Source organism: Thalassovita sp., from assembly GCF_034670005.1.
Lineage (GTDB): Bacteria > Pseudomonadota > Alphaproteobacteria > Rhodobacterales > Rhodobacteraceae > Thalassobius.
This window is the reverse complement of sequence record NZ_JAXMOH010000001.1, coordinates 440,802-456,398: the sequence shown is the minus strand read 5'-3', so window position 1 is coordinate 456,398 and position 15,597 is coordinate 440,802. Positions and strand designations below refer to the sequence as shown.

12 protein-coding genes and 1 tRNA gene are annotated in these 15,597 nt (G+C 57.0%); 9 read left to right on the top strand and 4 right to left on the bottom strand.

Annotated elements, in window-relative coordinates:
• Positions 1 to 29 precede the first annotated feature (29 nt).
• Positions 30 to 1,136: a 3-isopropylmalate dehydrogenase gene (leuB, locus tag VOI23_RS02385; RefSeq protein WP_323780976.1), complete on the top strand. Its 1,107-nt coding sequence runs from the start codon at positions 30 to 32 to the stop codon at positions 1,134 to 1,136.
• An 85-nt stretch (positions 1,137 to 1,221) separates the two neighbouring features.
• On the opposite strand, the gene VOI23_RS02380 is transcribed toward leuB, so the two are convergent.
• Both VOI23_RS02380 and VOI23_RS02375 read right to left on the bottom strand, forming a co-directional pair.
• A complete protein-coding gene (locus VOI23_RS02380; RefSeq protein WP_323780973.1) occupies positions 1,222 to 3,390 on the bottom strand; it encodes an ATP-binding protein in 2,169 nt (722 codons plus the stop codon).
• A 127-nt stretch (positions 3,391 to 3,517) separates the two neighbouring features.
• Positions 3,518 to 5,701 (bottom strand): ATP-binding protein, encoded by a 2,184-nt coding sequence (locus VOI23_RS02375; protein WP_323780970.1) that lies wholly within the window; start codon positions 5,699 to 5,701, stop codon positions 3,518 to 3,520.
• A 303-nt stretch (positions 5,702 to 6,004) separates the two neighbouring features.
• Between VOI23_RS02375 and VOI23_RS02370 the strand changes: the two genes are divergently transcribed.
• From VOI23_RS02370 to VOI23_RS02360, 3 genes are all read left to right on the top strand, one after another.
• Positions 6,005 to 6,081, top strand: a tRNA-Pro gene (locus VOI23_RS02370).
• A gap of 425 nt (positions 6,082 to 6,506) precedes the next feature.
• Positions 6,507 to 7,121, top strand: coding sequence for a TetR/AcrR family transcriptional regulator (locus VOI23_RS02365; RefSeq protein WP_323780968.1), 615 nt, complete (start codon positions 6,507 to 6,509; stop codon positions 7,119 to 7,121).
• Positions 7,114 to 7,491, top strand: a complete 378-nt coding sequence (locus VOI23_RS02360; RefSeq protein ID WP_323780965.1) for a hypothetical protein — start codon at positions 7,114 to 7,116, stop codon at positions 7,489 to 7,491. Before VOI23_RS02365 ends, VOI23_RS02360 begins: the two co-directional genes overlap by 8 nt.
• 248 nt (positions 7,492 to 7,739) lie before the next feature.
• Here VOI23_RS02360 and VOI23_RS02355 read toward each other — a convergent pair whose 3' ends face one another.
• Positions 7,740 to 8,156 carry an Rrf2 family transcriptional regulator gene (locus VOI23_RS02355; RefSeq protein ID WP_323780963.1) on the bottom strand — a complete coding sequence of 139 codons (417 nt, stop codon included), beginning with the start codon at positions 8,154 to 8,156 and terminating at the stop codon, positions 7,740 to 7,742.
• 318 nt (positions 8,157 to 8,474) lie between these two features.
• Here VOI23_RS02355 and VOI23_RS02350 point away from each other — a divergent pair, with 318 nt between their 5' ends.
• The 4 genes from VOI23_RS02350 to VOI23_RS02335 all read left to right on the top strand — a co-directional run bounded on the left by VOI23_RS02350 (position 8,475) and on the right by VOI23_RS02335 (position 11,744).
• Positions 8,475 to 8,840 (top strand): hemerythrin domain-containing protein, encoded by a 366-nt coding sequence (locus tag VOI23_RS02350; protein WP_323780960.1) that lies wholly within the window; start codon positions 8,475 to 8,477, stop codon positions 8,838 to 8,840.
• Positions 8,841 to 8,886: 46 nt separating this feature from the next.
• Complete coding sequence (locus tag VOI23_RS02345; protein WP_323780957.1) at positions 8,887 to 9,594, top strand: 5-formyltetrahydrofolate cyclo-ligase; 708 nt, start codon at positions 8,887 to 8,889, stop codon at positions 9,592 to 9,594.
• A gap of 261 nt (positions 9,595 to 9,855) precedes the next feature.
• Positions 9,856 to 11,064, top strand: a complete 1,209-nt coding sequence (locus VOI23_RS02340; protein WP_323780954.1) for an NnrS family protein — start codon at positions 9,856 to 9,858, stop codon at positions 11,062 to 11,064.
• Between the two features lie 11 nt (positions 11,065 to 11,075).
• Positions 11,076 to 11,744 (top strand): NnrU family protein, encoded by a 669-nt coding sequence (locus VOI23_RS02335; protein WP_323780951.1) that lies wholly within the window; start codon positions 11,076 to 11,078, stop codon positions 11,742 to 11,744.
• Between the two features lie 162 nt (positions 11,745 to 11,906).
• On the opposite strand, the gene VOI23_RS02330 is transcribed toward VOI23_RS02335, so the two are convergent.
• The gene (locus VOI23_RS02330) at positions 11,907 to 12,605 is read right to left on the bottom strand and encodes a cyclic nucleotide-binding domain-containing protein (protein ID WP_323780948.1); all 699 of its coding nucleotides are present in this window, start codon (positions 12,603 to 12,605) and stop codon (positions 11,907 to 11,909) included.
• 256 nt (positions 12,606 to 12,861) lie between these two features.
• Here VOI23_RS02330 and VOI23_RS02325 point away from each other — a divergent pair, with 256 nt between their 5' ends.
• Positions 12,862 to 15,594, top strand: a complete 2,733-nt coding sequence (locus VOI23_RS02325) for an MFS transporter (protein ID WP_323780944.1) — start codon at positions 12,862 to 12,864, stop codon at positions 15,592 to 15,594.
• Positions 15,595 to 15,597 lie beyond the last annotated feature (3 nt).

The following is a 15,597-nucleotide window of genomic DNA, read 5'->3' as shown; positions in this document are numbered from 1 at the left end:
TCCAGATTTGTAAACCGAGGACCTGAGTCATGACCAACCCTTCGCTTCTTATTCTGCCCGGTGACGGGATCGGCCCCGAAGTTATGGCCGAAGTGCGCAAGATCATCGACTGGTACGGCGCTAACCGTGACATTGTTTTCGATGTCAGCGAAGGTCTGGTTGGTGGTTGCAGCTATGATGCGCACGGTACCCCGCTGACCGACGAAACCATGGAAAAGGCACAAGAGGTGGACGCGGTCCTGCTTGGCGCCGTGGGCGGCCCGAAATACGACGATCTGGATTTCAGCGTGAAGCCGGAACGTGGGTTGCTGCGCCTGCGCAAGGAAATGGATCTGTATGCCAATCTGCGCCCGGCGCAGTGTTTCGACGCGCTAGCCGACTTTTCTTCGCTGAAAAAGGACGTTGTGGCCGGTCTGGACATCATGATCGTGCGCGAACTGACCTCCGGTATCTATTTCGGCGAACCGCGCGGCATCTTCGAAGAAGGCAACGAACGGGTCGGCATCAACACCCAGCGGTATACCGAAAGCGAAATCGAGCGCGTGGCGCGTTCGGCCTTTGAACTCGCGCGCAAGCGCAACAACAAGGTTTGCTCAATGGAGAAGGCCAATGTGATGGAATCGGGCATCCTGTGGCGCGCCGTTGTGTCGGAAGTGCACGAAAAGGAATACCCCGACGTCGAGCTGAGCCACATGTACGCTGATGCCGGCGCGATGCAGCTGTGCCGCTGGCCCAAGCAGTTCGACGTGATCGTCACCGACAACCTGTTCGGCGACCTTCTGTCGGATGCCGCCGCGATGCTTACCGGTTCGCTGGGCATGTTGCCCTCGGCCAGCCTCGGCGCGCCGATGGCCAATGGCCGCCCGAAAGCTCTGTACGAACCGGTTCACGGGTCTGCTCCCGACATCGCCGGCCAAGGCAAGGCAAACCCGATTGCTTGCATCCTCAGCTTCGCCATGGCGCTGCGCTATTCGTTCGACAAAGGCGATGAGGCCGATCGGTTGGAGGCGGCAGTCGAAAAGGTGCTGGCCGACGGCATGCGCACGGCAGATCTTTTGGCTGACGAAGGTGTAACGCCGGTTTCGACCGGTGAAATGGGCGACGCCATCGTCGCGGCGCTGAGCGCCAGCCTGTAAGAAAAGCCAACGGGGCAGGGCGTCGAGAGCCGCCTTGCCCGGAGGCAATTTCATGCGAAGCGGACGCGTTCCGGGACCAGCGCCCCTATTCCGTCCTTGGTGGTCGGTCCCCGGACCCCGACCCGGAATGCGAATGCTGCTGTTCGTTTAGAAGTTTGAGCATCTTGGATTTGAGTGCCTCAAGTTCGACCGGTTTGGCGAGATAGCTATCCATCCCAGCAGCAATGCATTTTTCGGCCTCTCCCTCCAGCGCATTTGCAGTGATTGCAATGATTGGAACAGGGGGTTTCTTCTTTGTCTGCTCTTCCGCACGGACTGCTGCGACCAGCTCGAAACCGTCCATACGCGGCATATGGCAATCGGTCAGGATTAGATCGAATTCCCCATTTTGCCATTTCGAAAATCCTTCCATCCCGTCGGATGCCAGTTCATGCGGGTAGCCCAGAATTTCCAATTGTTTACTGAGCACTGTCTTGTTGATTTCATTGTCCTCGACGACCAGAACGTGATGGTTTTTGGGATTTAGATCGGGCTGGGTGGTTTCGGAACCTGACCTCGTGACAGCAGGATGCCGCGGCTCCTTGCCACTCAGAATCGCCAGTGCTTGGTAAAGCTCGCTCGTCATCATCGGAAAGATTTGAATCCGATAGGTGTTTTGCGAAATCAGCCCGAACCTTTCAGATCGTACCGGGCTGCAATGGATGAAACAGAGATCGGGAGAAAGGTCTTCGAATCTTTTTTGGTGCTGAGTGCGTTGTTCATCATCCATTGGAGGGAAAATTACGACCGTCGGATTTGTGAGTTCGGGAATCTGCTTTTGGGCCTGATCCATATCATCGATGAATCTGTTAACAATTCCGCCGGAGCCCAGTGTGTGTTCCAGACCTTCGCGGACTATTTCGTCCTCGACGCCGTAGCAAATCACGTTCAGGCCGGTCAGGTCTGGAATGCGGCTTGGGCCGTCGGCAAGTTCCAGCGGCAGGGTGATAGTAACCTTGGTGCCTTCGCCCTGTTGGCTCTCGACCTTGATTCTTCCTCCCATCAATTCAGTGAGGTTCTTGGAGATGACCAGGCCCAGCCCAGTCCCACCGACGCGGCGATGGCTGGATTGTTCGCCTTGCATGAAGGGTTCGAATAGTTTGGCCCGAACCTCGTCGTTCATCCCGACTCCGTTATCCTTGATCGTGATGACAAGCTGTTTGTTGCGGTAATATCTCGAATTCAGAATGACCATGCCTCTGTGGCCGCTCAGATCTTTGGCAGAGTATTTGATCGCATTGCTGAGCAGGTTCAGCAGGATCTGCCGTAGACGTCCTGAATCTGCCCATATCCATTCCGGAATCTTCTGGTCGATCAGCAGGCGGAGTTCGGTTCCTTTTGCCTCGGCCATGGGTTGCAGTGTTTGCGATACGCCTTCGAGCAGTGGGCGAATCTCGACCTTGGTTTTTTCGACATTCAGTTTGCCCGCCTCGATTTGGCTGGCGTCGAGAATGTCGTCGAGAATCCGCAACAATGAGAAAGCGGAGTTCCGTATGGTGCCGACCGATCGCGCCTGCTGAGAATTAAGGTCCATCGTCTCGAGCACCTCGATCATGCCGATCACACCGTTCATCGGGGTTCGGATTTCGTGGCTCATATTGGCCAGGAATTCACCCTTGCTGCGGGCGGCGTAGTTTGCATCACTCAGGGCCTTGCTCACCTCGACCTGTGAGCGGCTGTTTAGCCATGAGAAATAAAACATCTGAACCAGAAGCAACGCCGCGACGGTGATGCGGATGCCCCATTCGATGGACTGTATCTGCGTTTCACTCAGCGGGGTGACGGTTCCTCCACGGGGGATGTCGAGGAAATCCATGCTCAGTGCGAACAAACTGAGTGTTGTTTGTAATATAACGGCTATAAAAAGGGTTTTTCGTTCTTCGACCCAAGAAAACAAAAGGAACGGCAGGCCGAGCATGAAAAAGAAGAAGTATTCGGGTGAAACGTCTTTGCCGTAGGCAATCGATATGGTCAGATACATAGAGGAGATCGCTATGTTCCAGACCACCCGCGCGAGGTAATCCCATCGTAGTAGATGCAAAAGGGCGGTGGGAAGGAACGACGCGCCGACCAGTAGAATCACATAGAAGTGTTCGGTGCTGCCGATCCAGGCTAAATAGCTCAGCCACAAGACGACCAGTATCACGGATTGGAGCAGGGCAAACTTACTGAACCTGATCCGTTGCTCAACATCAGAAAATCCGGCGGATTTCATTCCTTGCATCAAGGCTATACCGCTCCAAGACTTTGATTAAACACGGGTCCTCCTAATTCGTAATATACGTCCATGTCGCAACGTGTTTTATACATCCTGACAGCTTTGGAAGCCTGTGTCGTCTGTTTCAGTTGATCTTTCTAAGATGAGCATTGGTACGCAAAAATACGAGTTGGTCGAGTTTTTTCGTCAATGAATTCAAATCCACCGGTTTCGACAGGTAATCGTCCATCCCGGCATTGAGACATTTTTCTGCCTGGCCGTCCAAAGCGTTCGCGGTGATCGCAATGATCGGGATGGGCACGGAATTTGTTTCCTGTTCGGCCTTGCGGATTTTCGCAGTCAGCTGAAAGCCATCCATAATGGGCATTTGGCAATCGGTCAGAATGGCGTCAAAATGTGTGCTCTGCCATTTCTCAAACCCTTCCCGGCCGTTTGAAGCGATTTCGTGCGGATAGCCCAAAAGATCGAGCTGATGGGACAGAACGATCTGATTGACGGCATTGTCTTCGATAACGAGTATCTTGGCCCCTTTGGGGGCGTTCGGCGCAGGCCTGTTCAGTTCACCGGTAACTCGTAGCGTTCTGTCGGTTGATCCGCTCTGTTGGGCGTCGGTATCGCGACCACTAAGCACCATGATTGCGTGCAGAAGTTCGCTGGTCATCATCGGAAAAATCTGGATCAGGTAGGTACTGTCGTCCTGCATCCCGAAGCGGGCCGATCGGGAGGGCGAAAATTGAACGAATTTGGCCTGCGGGATCATCCCGGCCACAGATGATTTCAGCTTGGTGGCCTGTGCGTCATCTTTTGCGGGCAGAAGAACGATGGGATGGTCTGATATGGAGTCGCGGGCAGCAGTCAGTTCATCTATCGAACGGACATAGACAAGGTGCGCACCCGAATTTGTGATCAATCGCTCCATTCCGTCGCGGGCGGCGTCATCGAGCAGATCGAAACACACAATGTCCAGACCGCCGAGATTGGGTTTGCGGCTGGGCCCGTCCGTCTGCTTCAGCGGCAGGATCAGCGTTACCGTCGTGCCTTGTTCGGGAGTGCTGGCAAAGGAAATGCTGCCGCCCATCAGTTCAACCAGGCTTCGGGTGATCACCAGACCGAGCCCGGTGCCGCCGACCAACCGGCTGGAGGATGGATCGCCTTGAAGGAATGGATCGAAAAGTTTCGTCTGAAATTCTTCGTTCATCCCAGTCCCATTATCGGTAAAAATAAAGCGGATCTCATTTTCGGACCCTTTTTCCGCCAGAAATTTTACCTCTCCCGGTCTTCCGGTCAGTTGCCTGGCGGAATATTTCACTCCATTGCTGAGCAAATTGAGAAGAACCTGCCGCAGCCGCCCGGGATCCGATAAAACCCATTCCGGCAGCTCGGGGTCGATCAGCAGCCGAAGCTGGACGTCCATCGTGTCCGCCATTGTCTGTAACGTTTGAGCGACGGATTCGATCAGCGGATACAGTTCCACCTTGGTTTTTTCCAGATCAAGCTGGCCCGCTTCGACCTTTCTGGCGTCCAGAATGTCGTTGATAATCCTGAGCAGCGCAAAGGCCGAGTTGCGGATCGTTCCGACCACCCGGTTTTGCTGATCATCCAGGTCGGTGGTTTCAAGCACCTCGATCATCCCCACCAGCCCGTTCATCGGAGTGCGGATTTCGTGGCTCATATTGGCAAGAAAATCCCCCTTCGCCTGTGCCGCCGCATGCGACCTTGCCAATGCGATATTCGCCGCATCGGTGGCTTTGGACGCCGTCCATTCTGAGTAGCCGAGTTCGAGCATGACCAGAATTGCGACAGAAAGCTTTATTCCCAGTGATACGAGTTCAGGAGAATCGGCCGGGCTACTTGGAGAGTTGAAAAATACCGAACGCAGCCCATGCAGGTTAAAAAGGTGCGTTGTGATAGCCATGAGCACTATAGCTGTCAGGAAAACAACCAGAGTTTTCTGTTCTTCCTTCCAGGAGAAAAACATAAAAGGCAGGCTCAACAAACCGATATACAGAACATCGACGCTGCTTGAACCGCTGAAATACAATGTTGCGGCGGCAACGATGACGATGTGAGACATGATGTGAACTACACGTGCCGGATAATGCCATTTTATCCGGAACAGGATCAGCGCGACCATATGATTTATCATCATGATCAAGATTACAGAAAATCTTCCGAAATCTTGCGCATAGAGAAAATAAAGAGACCAGGGAAACGTTGCCGCAAGCCAGATCATGACTGTGAACCGGCTGATGTTGATCCGGCGATCAAGATTCTGTTTGGACTCTTGGGACATCAGCGGCAGCGCCATTCAGGTTTCTCTCAGGTCCAATGTTTGCAACCTGCCGGCTGATGATCGCGTGGATAGCAGGCAGAGCCAAGCGGTTTTTACCCAATGCCAAGGCGGGTGGCTTGGAAATCTCCGCCGCGCGGGGCCGGGCAGAGACGATTTCGAAGCGCCAAGAACCGCGCTCTTGCCAACCCGCGACTCCTGTAGGCTTTTCCATGGCCGAGCGCTTGACAATGTCCGGTGAATTGACGATAGAGCGACGACTTCAAGATCGCCGACAACAAGCCGTCCCGAGTTTGTTTATCGAATGCCGGCGATCTGGATCGGAGTGTAGCTCAGCCTGGTAGAGCACTGTCTTCGGGAGGCAGGGGCCGGAGGTTCGAATCCTCTCACTCCGACCATAAAAACAAGGCGCCTTTGGGCGCCTTTTTGGGTTTTCGGGAGAGTGGCCGCAACGGGATTTGCAGCGTTTCGTGTGGCGACTGTGATCGTTTCGTTCGTAGGCGGTCGGATTCGATCGCTGGGCAAACATCTCAAATATTCAAGCTCTTGATCCCGGCAGCGTTCTTCGGCGTGTCCGGGCTGTAGGAGAGGCAGGCCTTCTATAGGCCTCTCGCAAAGGTGGCGAGGTAAGCAGTTGCGTCCTCCAGCGTCATGCCGTGCATGAACGCCCAGCTTGCACGCCGCCAAGGTTGTAGGCGTGTGGCAAAGAACCCGTTTCTTTAACGCGCCGGGGACGTGCGTTTGGACATGATTGTGAACTGACAGATGTTGCAACAAGTGAATTATTTTGTTAGTTAGTTATCACTAACAAATGGGTGAGTGCATGTCCGGGCGCCAGAATGCAGAAGACCGGAAGTCACAGATTATCGCCGAAGTGCTTCGGCTGGCTGACGAAATCGGTCCCGACCGCCTGAGTACGACGCATGTGGCCCGTGCCGTCGGGCTGAGCCAGCCAGCGATCTTTCGGCATTTCCCGACCAAGGGGGCATTGTGGCTGGCTGTCGCCGAAAACGTCGCCGCGCGCTTGCACGATGCCTGGACCTCTGCCGAGGCGTGCGCCGGTACATCCGAGGCGCGGTTGCGGGCGCTGATCCGCGCGCAGCTAAACGCCATTGCAGACATCCCGGCCCTGCCTTCGATCCTGTTCTCGCGGGAGTTGCAGGTTGACAACCCGCCTCTGCGGGATGTTTTTCACCGGGTTCTCGGCAGGTTTCAAGCTCGTCTCGTGGCTGCAATCCGAGATCAGCAAGCAGAAGGCAGCTTGTCCCTCGATGTCAGCGCGGAGGATGTGGCCATGTTGCTGACCGCGCTGGTTCAAGGCGTCGCGATCCGCTGGACGCTTGGTGCGCGCGGATTTCGCGTCGTCGAGGAAGGGCTGAGGCTATTTGATGTTCAAATGGCGCTATTGCGCAAAAGGGAGGATGTATCCCATGGCTAAAACAGGTCTTACAATCCGTATCGCGGGCGGCTTTGCTGTCGTATTTGGTATGCTGACGTTGGTTTCGGGAGGTTCCACATTAATGGGAACGCTCGACATGGGCGCGGTCGTGCCCTTCGTGCTTTGGTTCAATACCTTGGCAGGTTTGGTCTATATCGTCGCCGGTCTGGGGCTCTGGCAGGGCAGAACATGGGCCTTCCCCTTGTCGATTGTGATCTTCGCTGCGACGTTGCTGGTCTTTGCGGGATTTGGTGTGCATGTCGTCCGTGGCGGCCCGTTCGAAATGCGGACTGTTTTCGCGCTCGCACTGCGAAGCGCTGTCTGGGGCGTCATTGCACTTGTTGCGCGTCAGATCGCTGCCCGGCGTTAGGAAAAGTCGGCCCATGTGTCGCAGGGCTACGTTTGGCAGGTATTATCGCGTTTCTCGCCATTTGTTCGCCGCCGCCACCATCGCGAAATGCCTGACTGCCGCATGGTTCAAAGCACTGAAGGATTTGGTGCTTTCGGCTTAAACCAGGCGTAGCTTTTTGTGACGCACGGAGTCCTGTCGGATCATCCCCAAAGAACGCAGGTTTGAGGCGGCGGTTTCGCGCGGCGCAGTCGGCCAGTCCGGACGTTTTAGTCCAAAATCATCGGGTCGAGTGCGATGTCAGCGAGAGTCGAGCAGTCAAGTTCGGCCAGAAAGATTGCCTCGGCTGAGCGCAGGCGTGCCTTGAGACGGCAACGACCATCAAGCGAGCAAGTGTTGCCTTTCGCACTCAGGCACTCGACAAGTGGCTGGCCCTCTTCGAGCGAGCGTATGAGGGAACCGAGCGGGATCTCGTTGGCGGGGCGGGCAAGCGCTGCGCCGCCACCGCCACCACGCCGGGTCTCGATCAATCCGGCACGGGCGAGGTGCTGGATGATCTTGGCCAGATGGTTGCGTGACAGTCCTAATTCCTCGGCAATTTCGGCAGTCGAAAAGGCGCGTTCCGGGGTGCTTGCCATGCGCATCAGCATTCGCAATCCGTAATCTGTGAAGGACGTGAGGCGCATTGTCGTTGTATTTCATCTTTGAATTGGTATTTACAATACCTATTAACAAACATACCCTCGGTCGCAAGCGTGAAATGATGGACCTTTCATGGATATGCGCACCTTGTCACCATCAATGTTCCCGGCCCGGCGCAGCTTCAGCCATCCAAGTGATCGCGTGCAGTCTCCTCGTTTTTTTGACGAAAGGATGTCCAAATGGTCGACTGCCTTCCTCCCTCTGACGCTACCGAACTCATCCGGCTACATCGGAATGCGCTATCACGCGCGTCATCGCCAACAGCTACCAGCGTTGGTAGCGATGGCCGAGAAAGTGAATTCATGCATTTCGGCAATAAAGACCTGCTGGAAGGCCGGTCCAGTCTTCTGCGCCGGTTGATCGGAGAGATCGAGGGTCATATGAAGAAAGTAGAACTGATCTTGTTCCCAGTTATCCGCAAAGGCGACGGTCCGGGCATCGGAAACCCGACTGCCGCGATGCGCGCCGATCATGACGATCACGACCGCGCGGTTGAACAGGTTTGTCGTCTGACCCGCGACATGTCTCTTCCTGAGGGCGCATGTGGCACTTGGATCCGGCTTTGCGTTGGTTTGGACGACTTCATCGAAGACCTGCTCGAACACATACGGTTGGAAAATGAGGTGTTCTTTCCGAAATTTGAACCCTCTGCTCGCGCCGGGGTCTGAGCGGGACAGGATGACGCAAAGGCAGGGCACAGAAAGTGAGCTGGCAATGACAGGTCGAGACACCGACGCAGCGGGCCGCTACGCTTCTTCGCCTTGCATGGCGTCCGACGTTGCCCCTGACTATTTCGACCCGTTGGGCGTCGATCCCGAACAGGCGCGCGACGTGGCGCGCTGGCGCTGTGCGGAACGGACACGGCTGGCCGGGTTGAGAGAGGGCCTGGGCCAGACCGGGCGGGCAGAGGTTTCAGCGAAGATCGCCCAGCATCTGAACAGGGCGCTGGCTGCACACGGGGTCGGGCGGGGGTCTGTTCTGTCCGGCTACTGGCCGATCAAGGGTGAACCCGACCTGCGCCCGGTTCTGACCGCGTTGCATCATGCGGGTGTCACCATTGCCCTGCCGGTTGTGGAAACCCGCGCGACCCCTCTGGTCTTTCGCCGCTGGACGCCCGAGACGCGCCTGACGCGCGGCGACTGGAATATTCCCGTGCCCCCGTCGGACGCCGAATTGCTGACGCCCGACGCGACGTTGGCGCCCTGCCTGGGCTGGGACGGTGGCTGTTACCGATTGGGTTGGGGCGGGGGATATTTCGATCGGACGCTCGCGGCGCTGACCCCGCAACCCTTGGCTATAGGCATTGCGCTGGCAGCCGCCAGACTAACCACGATCTACCCACAACCCCATGACATCCCCCTCAATTCTATCGTGACCGAGGATGGAGTCTCAGCCAAAAGGACGGTCAATCATGAGCTCTGACATTCGCAGCGCGCCGATACCCCACCATCTGCAAGGGACGCTACATCGCGCCAAACCGACCCGAGCGGTATTATGGCTTCGAGGAAGCGATCAGTCTGAACCTGTTGCGGCTCTTGGCTGCTGACGGCGTCACCCGTCTGCGGCAAATGCAGCAGGATGTGGATATGGCCGCGACCGAAGAAGACCTGAGCGACGGTACAGGCTTCAGCACCGGATTGCCCCGGTGACGGTCACTTGGATTTCTGGCAAGGAGGGTTTGAAATGGCGACGACGACGGCAGAGCAGATGCGCGCCTGGAGGGGGCCCGCGATCCTGACTTACGGGTTCCGCCCGTTCTTTTTCGGGGCGGCTGTGTGGGCCGCGCTGGCGATGGTGCTCTGGGTCCCGATGCTGTCGGGGCATCTGACGCTGCCCACTGCATTCGATCCGATCAGCTGGCACGCTCATGAATTCCTATACGGATATCTTGGTGCCGTGGTCGCGGGGTTCCTGCTGACGGCTGTGCCGAACTGGACCGGGCGGCTGCCGATCGTTGGCTGGCGCTTGGGCGCGTTGGTGGTTGTCTGGTTGGCGGGACGGTTGAGCGTGGCTGTATCGGCCGGGCTGCCTGCGGGGCTGGTGGCGGCCATTGATTTGGCCTTTCCGGTCCTGTTTGCGTTAGCGATCGGACGCGAGATCGTGATGGGGCGTAATTGGCGCAATCTGATCATACTGGCGGTGCTGTCTGTCTTTGCGGCCGGAAACGCCCTGTTCCATCTGGAAGCGGCGCGAGGAGCCTATGCCGCGCAAGGCGCGGGGCTCAGGCTGGGTCTTGGTGCCGGTATCATGATGATTGCGGTCATCGGCGGCCGGGTCGTGCCGTCCTTCACCCGGAATTGGCTGGTGAAGCGGCGAAGTGCAACACTGCCGGTGCCTCCGATGCAACGGTTCGACAAGGTGTCGTTGATCGCACTGCTGATAGCGCTTGTCTTGTGGGTTGTCTTTCCGTTGCACGCGCTGACGGGGGCCGTGCTTGGCCTTGCCGGGATATTGCATGTCATCCGCCTTGCCCGCTGGGCCGGGCATAGGACGGTGCCTGAACCGCTGGTGGCGGTGCTGCATGCCGGCTATGCGTTTGTGCCGCTCGGTGCCTTGGCATTGGCGGCTGAAATCCTTGCGCCGGGGGCATTCGCTATGGCGGGCGCACAGCATCTGTGGATGGTTGGGGCCATCGGACTTATGACACTGGCCGTGATGACCCGGGCCACATTGGGTCACACTGGGCAGGCCCTGACAGCAGGAGCGGGTACGATGATCATCTATGCGGCTCTTGTTTTGTCCGTGGCGGCGCGGGTCGCCGCGGGCCTGTGGCCTGATCTGGCCAATTCGCTTCTCACGGTTGCGGGTCTTGGCTGGATCGCGGCGTTCGGCGGCTTTGCGGTTGTCTATGGCCCTCCGTTGCTGCGTCTGCCTGCAGCCAAGCGGGTCTGAGGGGGGCGACTATGATGGCGTGGTTAGAATTCTGTGCGGCTTTTGCAGTGTTTTTCCTGTCGCACTCTTTGCCTGTACGCCCGCCGGTCCGGTCATGGTTGCAGGCTCGGCTGGGGCAGGGAGGGTTCACGCTGGGTTATTCCGTGCTGTCACTGGCCGTTCTTGCATGGCTGATCGAAGCGGCAGGGCGCGCACCCTATCTGCCGCTGTGGGGCTGGGCAGCTTGGCACGCGCTGGTGCCACTGGCGGTCATGCTGGCGGTCTGCCTGATCCTCTCGTTCAGTCTGGCGCGCCCTAATCCGTTCTCTTTCGGGGGAACGCAGAATGATCGTTTCGACCCGTCTCAGCCGGGGATTGTCCGTTTTACACGCCACCCGTTTCTGCTCGCGCTTGCTTTATGGGCCACGGCCCATATCGTGCCGAACGGGGATTTGGCACATGTGATCCTGTTCGGTAGCTTCGCAGGTTTTGCAGTGCTCGGCGGACGTCTCATCGACCGGCGCAAGCAGCGCGAAATGGGCGGAAACTGGCACGATTTTCGGAATTCTGTCGCAGGCGCACCAGTTTTTTCACACTCCATTTCGACGGGGGGTGTGCTGCGCCTTTTGGCAGGTCTGGCGCTCTACGCCATGCTACTCTGGGCACACCCTTATCTGTTCGGAGTCAGCCCGCTGCCCTGAGTGCCAAGCCTTGCTGTTTCGGTCAGGTCCTGAAGGACAGCGCCCTTTGGTCCTGTCGTCACGGTTATGCCAAGTTCCGATTAGCCTTTTCAAAGAACGCCGAAATACTGTTCGGGGATGCTTCTGCCGACATCTGACGATGATCCGTATTCTTCCCGTTCTTCAGGTTGAGAAGTCGTCGATCAATGAATTGGGCTTGGCAAACCGTTCCAGATCGGCCTGATCACCAATTGAAATCCGGGTGCCGTCCACTGTGACGCCGTAGGGTTGGAGGCCCTTGAAGGCCCGGCTCAGGTTTTCTGGCGTCATGCCAAGAATAGATGCAAGTCGACGCTTTTCGAAAGCAAGATCGAAGGCCGCCGCGTCACCTGCGTGCCGCTGTTGCCTAAGCAGATAATTCGCGAGCCGTTCAAGCGAGGTTCTGAGTTTGAGATCCTTCTGCGATTTGATCACCGAACGGTAGCATTGTGCGAGTTCCGTCACCATTGCGCGCGCAAAACCGCCATCAACGTCGAAGATGGCGCGAACATCCTGACTTGGAATGAGCACGATCCGGCTTTTCTCCAGCGTTCTGGCGGACATCAGATAAGGAGCGTTCTTGATCGTTGCGGCAAGAATGAAAGTTGAAATGGGCCGAACGGTCGCCATGCTGGTATCGCGGCCATTCCATGCAGAAAACAGATCGACCGATCCGGACAGGACAACGTGCAGGAAATCACTTGGTTCACCTTCGGTGATCAATTCGATCTGCGGAGGAAAATTTTGCACATAGGCACCACGCATGAGCGTTTGAAAATGCTCAGGCGTCATGTCCGAGAACAGGTCTAACCTTCGGATATCGGGGTAATCTGAATCGGGCATGCAAAGGCGCCCCCTCCGCAGCGCAGCCTAATGATCGTCAATACGATTGATATTTGTCAAGTCGCTGGTTGATTTACGTATGCATAGACTTGATCGATATGAGAAACCGAGGCGACAATTTTTGGTAAGTCATTTATTTTGTTAGTCTTTAATGCGTTTCGTGATCTAGATCAAACTTTTCGGGCCGCTAAGGCAGCAGGTCTGGTGTCGATCCCCCTTTGGGGATGAGCACACCAACTTTGCCGGAGGCCCTGCCATGCAGACCGAAGCCACAGTCTCACCCGCCGATCAGACGCGCGCCCTGAGCCTGAGCACTATCGCCTTCACCGCTTGTTTCGCGGTCTGGACGATCTTTTCCATCATCGGCGTCGCCATCAAGGCCGAACTGAGTCTGAATGATACCCAGTTCGGTCTGCTGGTGGCGACGCCAATTCTGACCGGATCTATTACCCGCCTGTTTCTGGGCGTCTGGACCGAAAAATACGGTGGGCGCCTTGTCTTCTCTTCCCAGATGATCCTGACTGCGCTGGCCACTTGGGCGCTGACGCTGGCGGACAGCTACGTCATGTACCTGATCGCGGCGCTTGGCATCGGGTTGGCTGGCGGATCCTTCATCATCGGTGTGGCTTATGTGAGCCGCTGGTATGATGCGGGCCGTCAAGGTACGGCGCTTGGCATTTTCGGAGCAGGCAATGTTGGTGCGGCGGTCACCAAGTTCGTCGCCCCCTTTGTCATGGTCGCCTTTGGCTGGCACGGGGTTGCCTATGTCTGGGCAGCCGCGCTGGGAACTATCGGCGTTCTGTTTTTCCTGCTGGCAAAGGACGACCCCGAACTGGTCGAACGGCGCAGAACAGGGGCAAAGGCCCCTTCGTTCGCGGAACAATTCGCGCCGCTGAAAAATCTGCAGGTCTGGCGCTTCTCGCTTTACTACTTCTTCGTCTTTGGTGCCTTTGTTGCGCTGGCGCTGTGGCTGCCGCATTACCTTATCGACGTCTATAAAGTCGACGTTCGTACTGCGGGTATGGCCGCCGCATCCTTCAGCCTGTCCGCATCGCTGTTCCGCGCCTATGGCGGGCATCTGGCGGATAAGTTCGGCGCGCGGGCGGTCATGTATTGGACCTTCGGTTTCTCGATGATCTTCCTTTTCATGCTGTCTTATCCGCCCACTAATTATGTCATCCAAGGCAAAGAAGGCCCGATCGCGTTCTCGACCAGCATGGGGCTGTGGCCCTTCGTGGGGACTCTCTTTGCGCTCGGCTTTTTCATGAGCCTTGGCAAGGCGGCCGTCTTCAAGCACATTCCGGTTTATTACCCCAATCATGTCGGTGCAGTTGGCGGTCTTGTCGGTATGATCGGCGGGTTTGGCGGCTTTGTCTTGCCGATCTCTTTCGGTGCGCTGCTGGATCTTACGGGGATTTACACCTCGTGCTTTGCTCTTCTCTTTGTGTTGGTCGGCGTTGCGCTGAGCTGGATGCACCTGTCCGTTCGTAATATGGAACGCGCCGCGCATGGTGAGGTGCTCGATAAGCTGCCGCAATTGCCCGAAATGCAGGCAATTCACCACCCCGACCGCACGGCCATGCCGCGTGTTCTGGAGGATTGGAAGCCTGAAGACGCTCAGTTCTGGGAACAAAAGGGCCGTGCCACCGCGCGCCGCAACCTCTGGATATCGATCCCGGCGCTGCTTCTGGCCTTCTCAGTCTGGATGGTCTGGTCGATGGTTGTGGCCCGTTTGCCCGCAATCGGCTTTGATTTCACATCCTCACAGCTGTTCTGGCTGGCTGCGTTGCCCGGTCTGTCGGGGGCTACCTTACGCATCTTCTATAGCTTCATGGTGCCGATCTTTGGCGGTCGGCTCTGGACGACGCTCTCGACGGCTTCGTTGCTGCTGCCCGCAATCGGCATCGGATATGCGGTGCAAAATCCCCAAACTCCCTATCTGATCTTCCTCACTCTCGCGCTTTTGTGCGGCTTTGGTGGGGGCAACTTCGCCTCTTCCATGGCTAACATTGCCTACTTCTACCCCAAGGCAGAAAAGGGCAACGCGCTCGCACTGAATGCCGGGCTGGGCAACCTCGGGGTGTCTGTCATGCAGTTCCTCGTTCCAATCGTCATTACGGCGGGCGTTTTCGGGGCCATGGGGGGAGATCCCGTCACTTTGGACAATGGTGGCCAGCTCTGGATGCAGAACGCGGGCTTTGTTTGGGTCCCATTTATCATTCTGGCGACAATAGCCGCATGGCTTGGCATGAATGACATTGCTGACGCCAAAGCCAGCTTCCGCGATCAGGCAATCATCTTCAGCAGGTTGCACAACTGGGTTATGTGCGTGCTGTATACAGGCACCTTTGGCAGCTTCATTGGCTACTCGGCGGGCTTCCCGCTTCTGACCAAGCTGATGTTCCCGGAAGTCAACGCATTGCAATACGTGTTCCTTGGCCCGCTTGTCGGGGCGCTGAGCCGCGCCGGGACCGGCTGGATCAGTGACCGGTTTGGAGGAGGGCGGGTCACGTTCTGGACGTTCCTCGGTATGATCGTTGCGGTCTTCGGCGTCATCACTTTCCTGCCTTCGGGTGGGGCCGGTGGCAGCTTCATGGGGTTCTTCGCCTGCTTCATGGCATTGTTCCTTCTGACCGGTATCGGCAACGCGTCAACTTTCCAGATGATCCCGGCGATCATGGGCCGTGAAATCCCGCGCCTGATGCCGGAACTGGACGCAGCGGCCAACCGCAAGCAGAGCGAACGCGAAAGTGCCGCGATCATCGCCTTCACCTCGGCCATCGCTGCCTATGGCGCGTTCTTCATCCCGAAAGCCTACGGAACCTCGATCTCGATGACCGGTTCTCCGGTGGGCGCGCTTTGGGGGTTCCTGATCTTCTATGCGGTTTGTCTTGTCCTGACCTGGGTCTTCTACACCCGGCCCGGTGGCCTGTTGCATGACATCGAACGTGGTCGCGGCAATACCCCTGTTTCCCAACCTGCTGAATAAGAA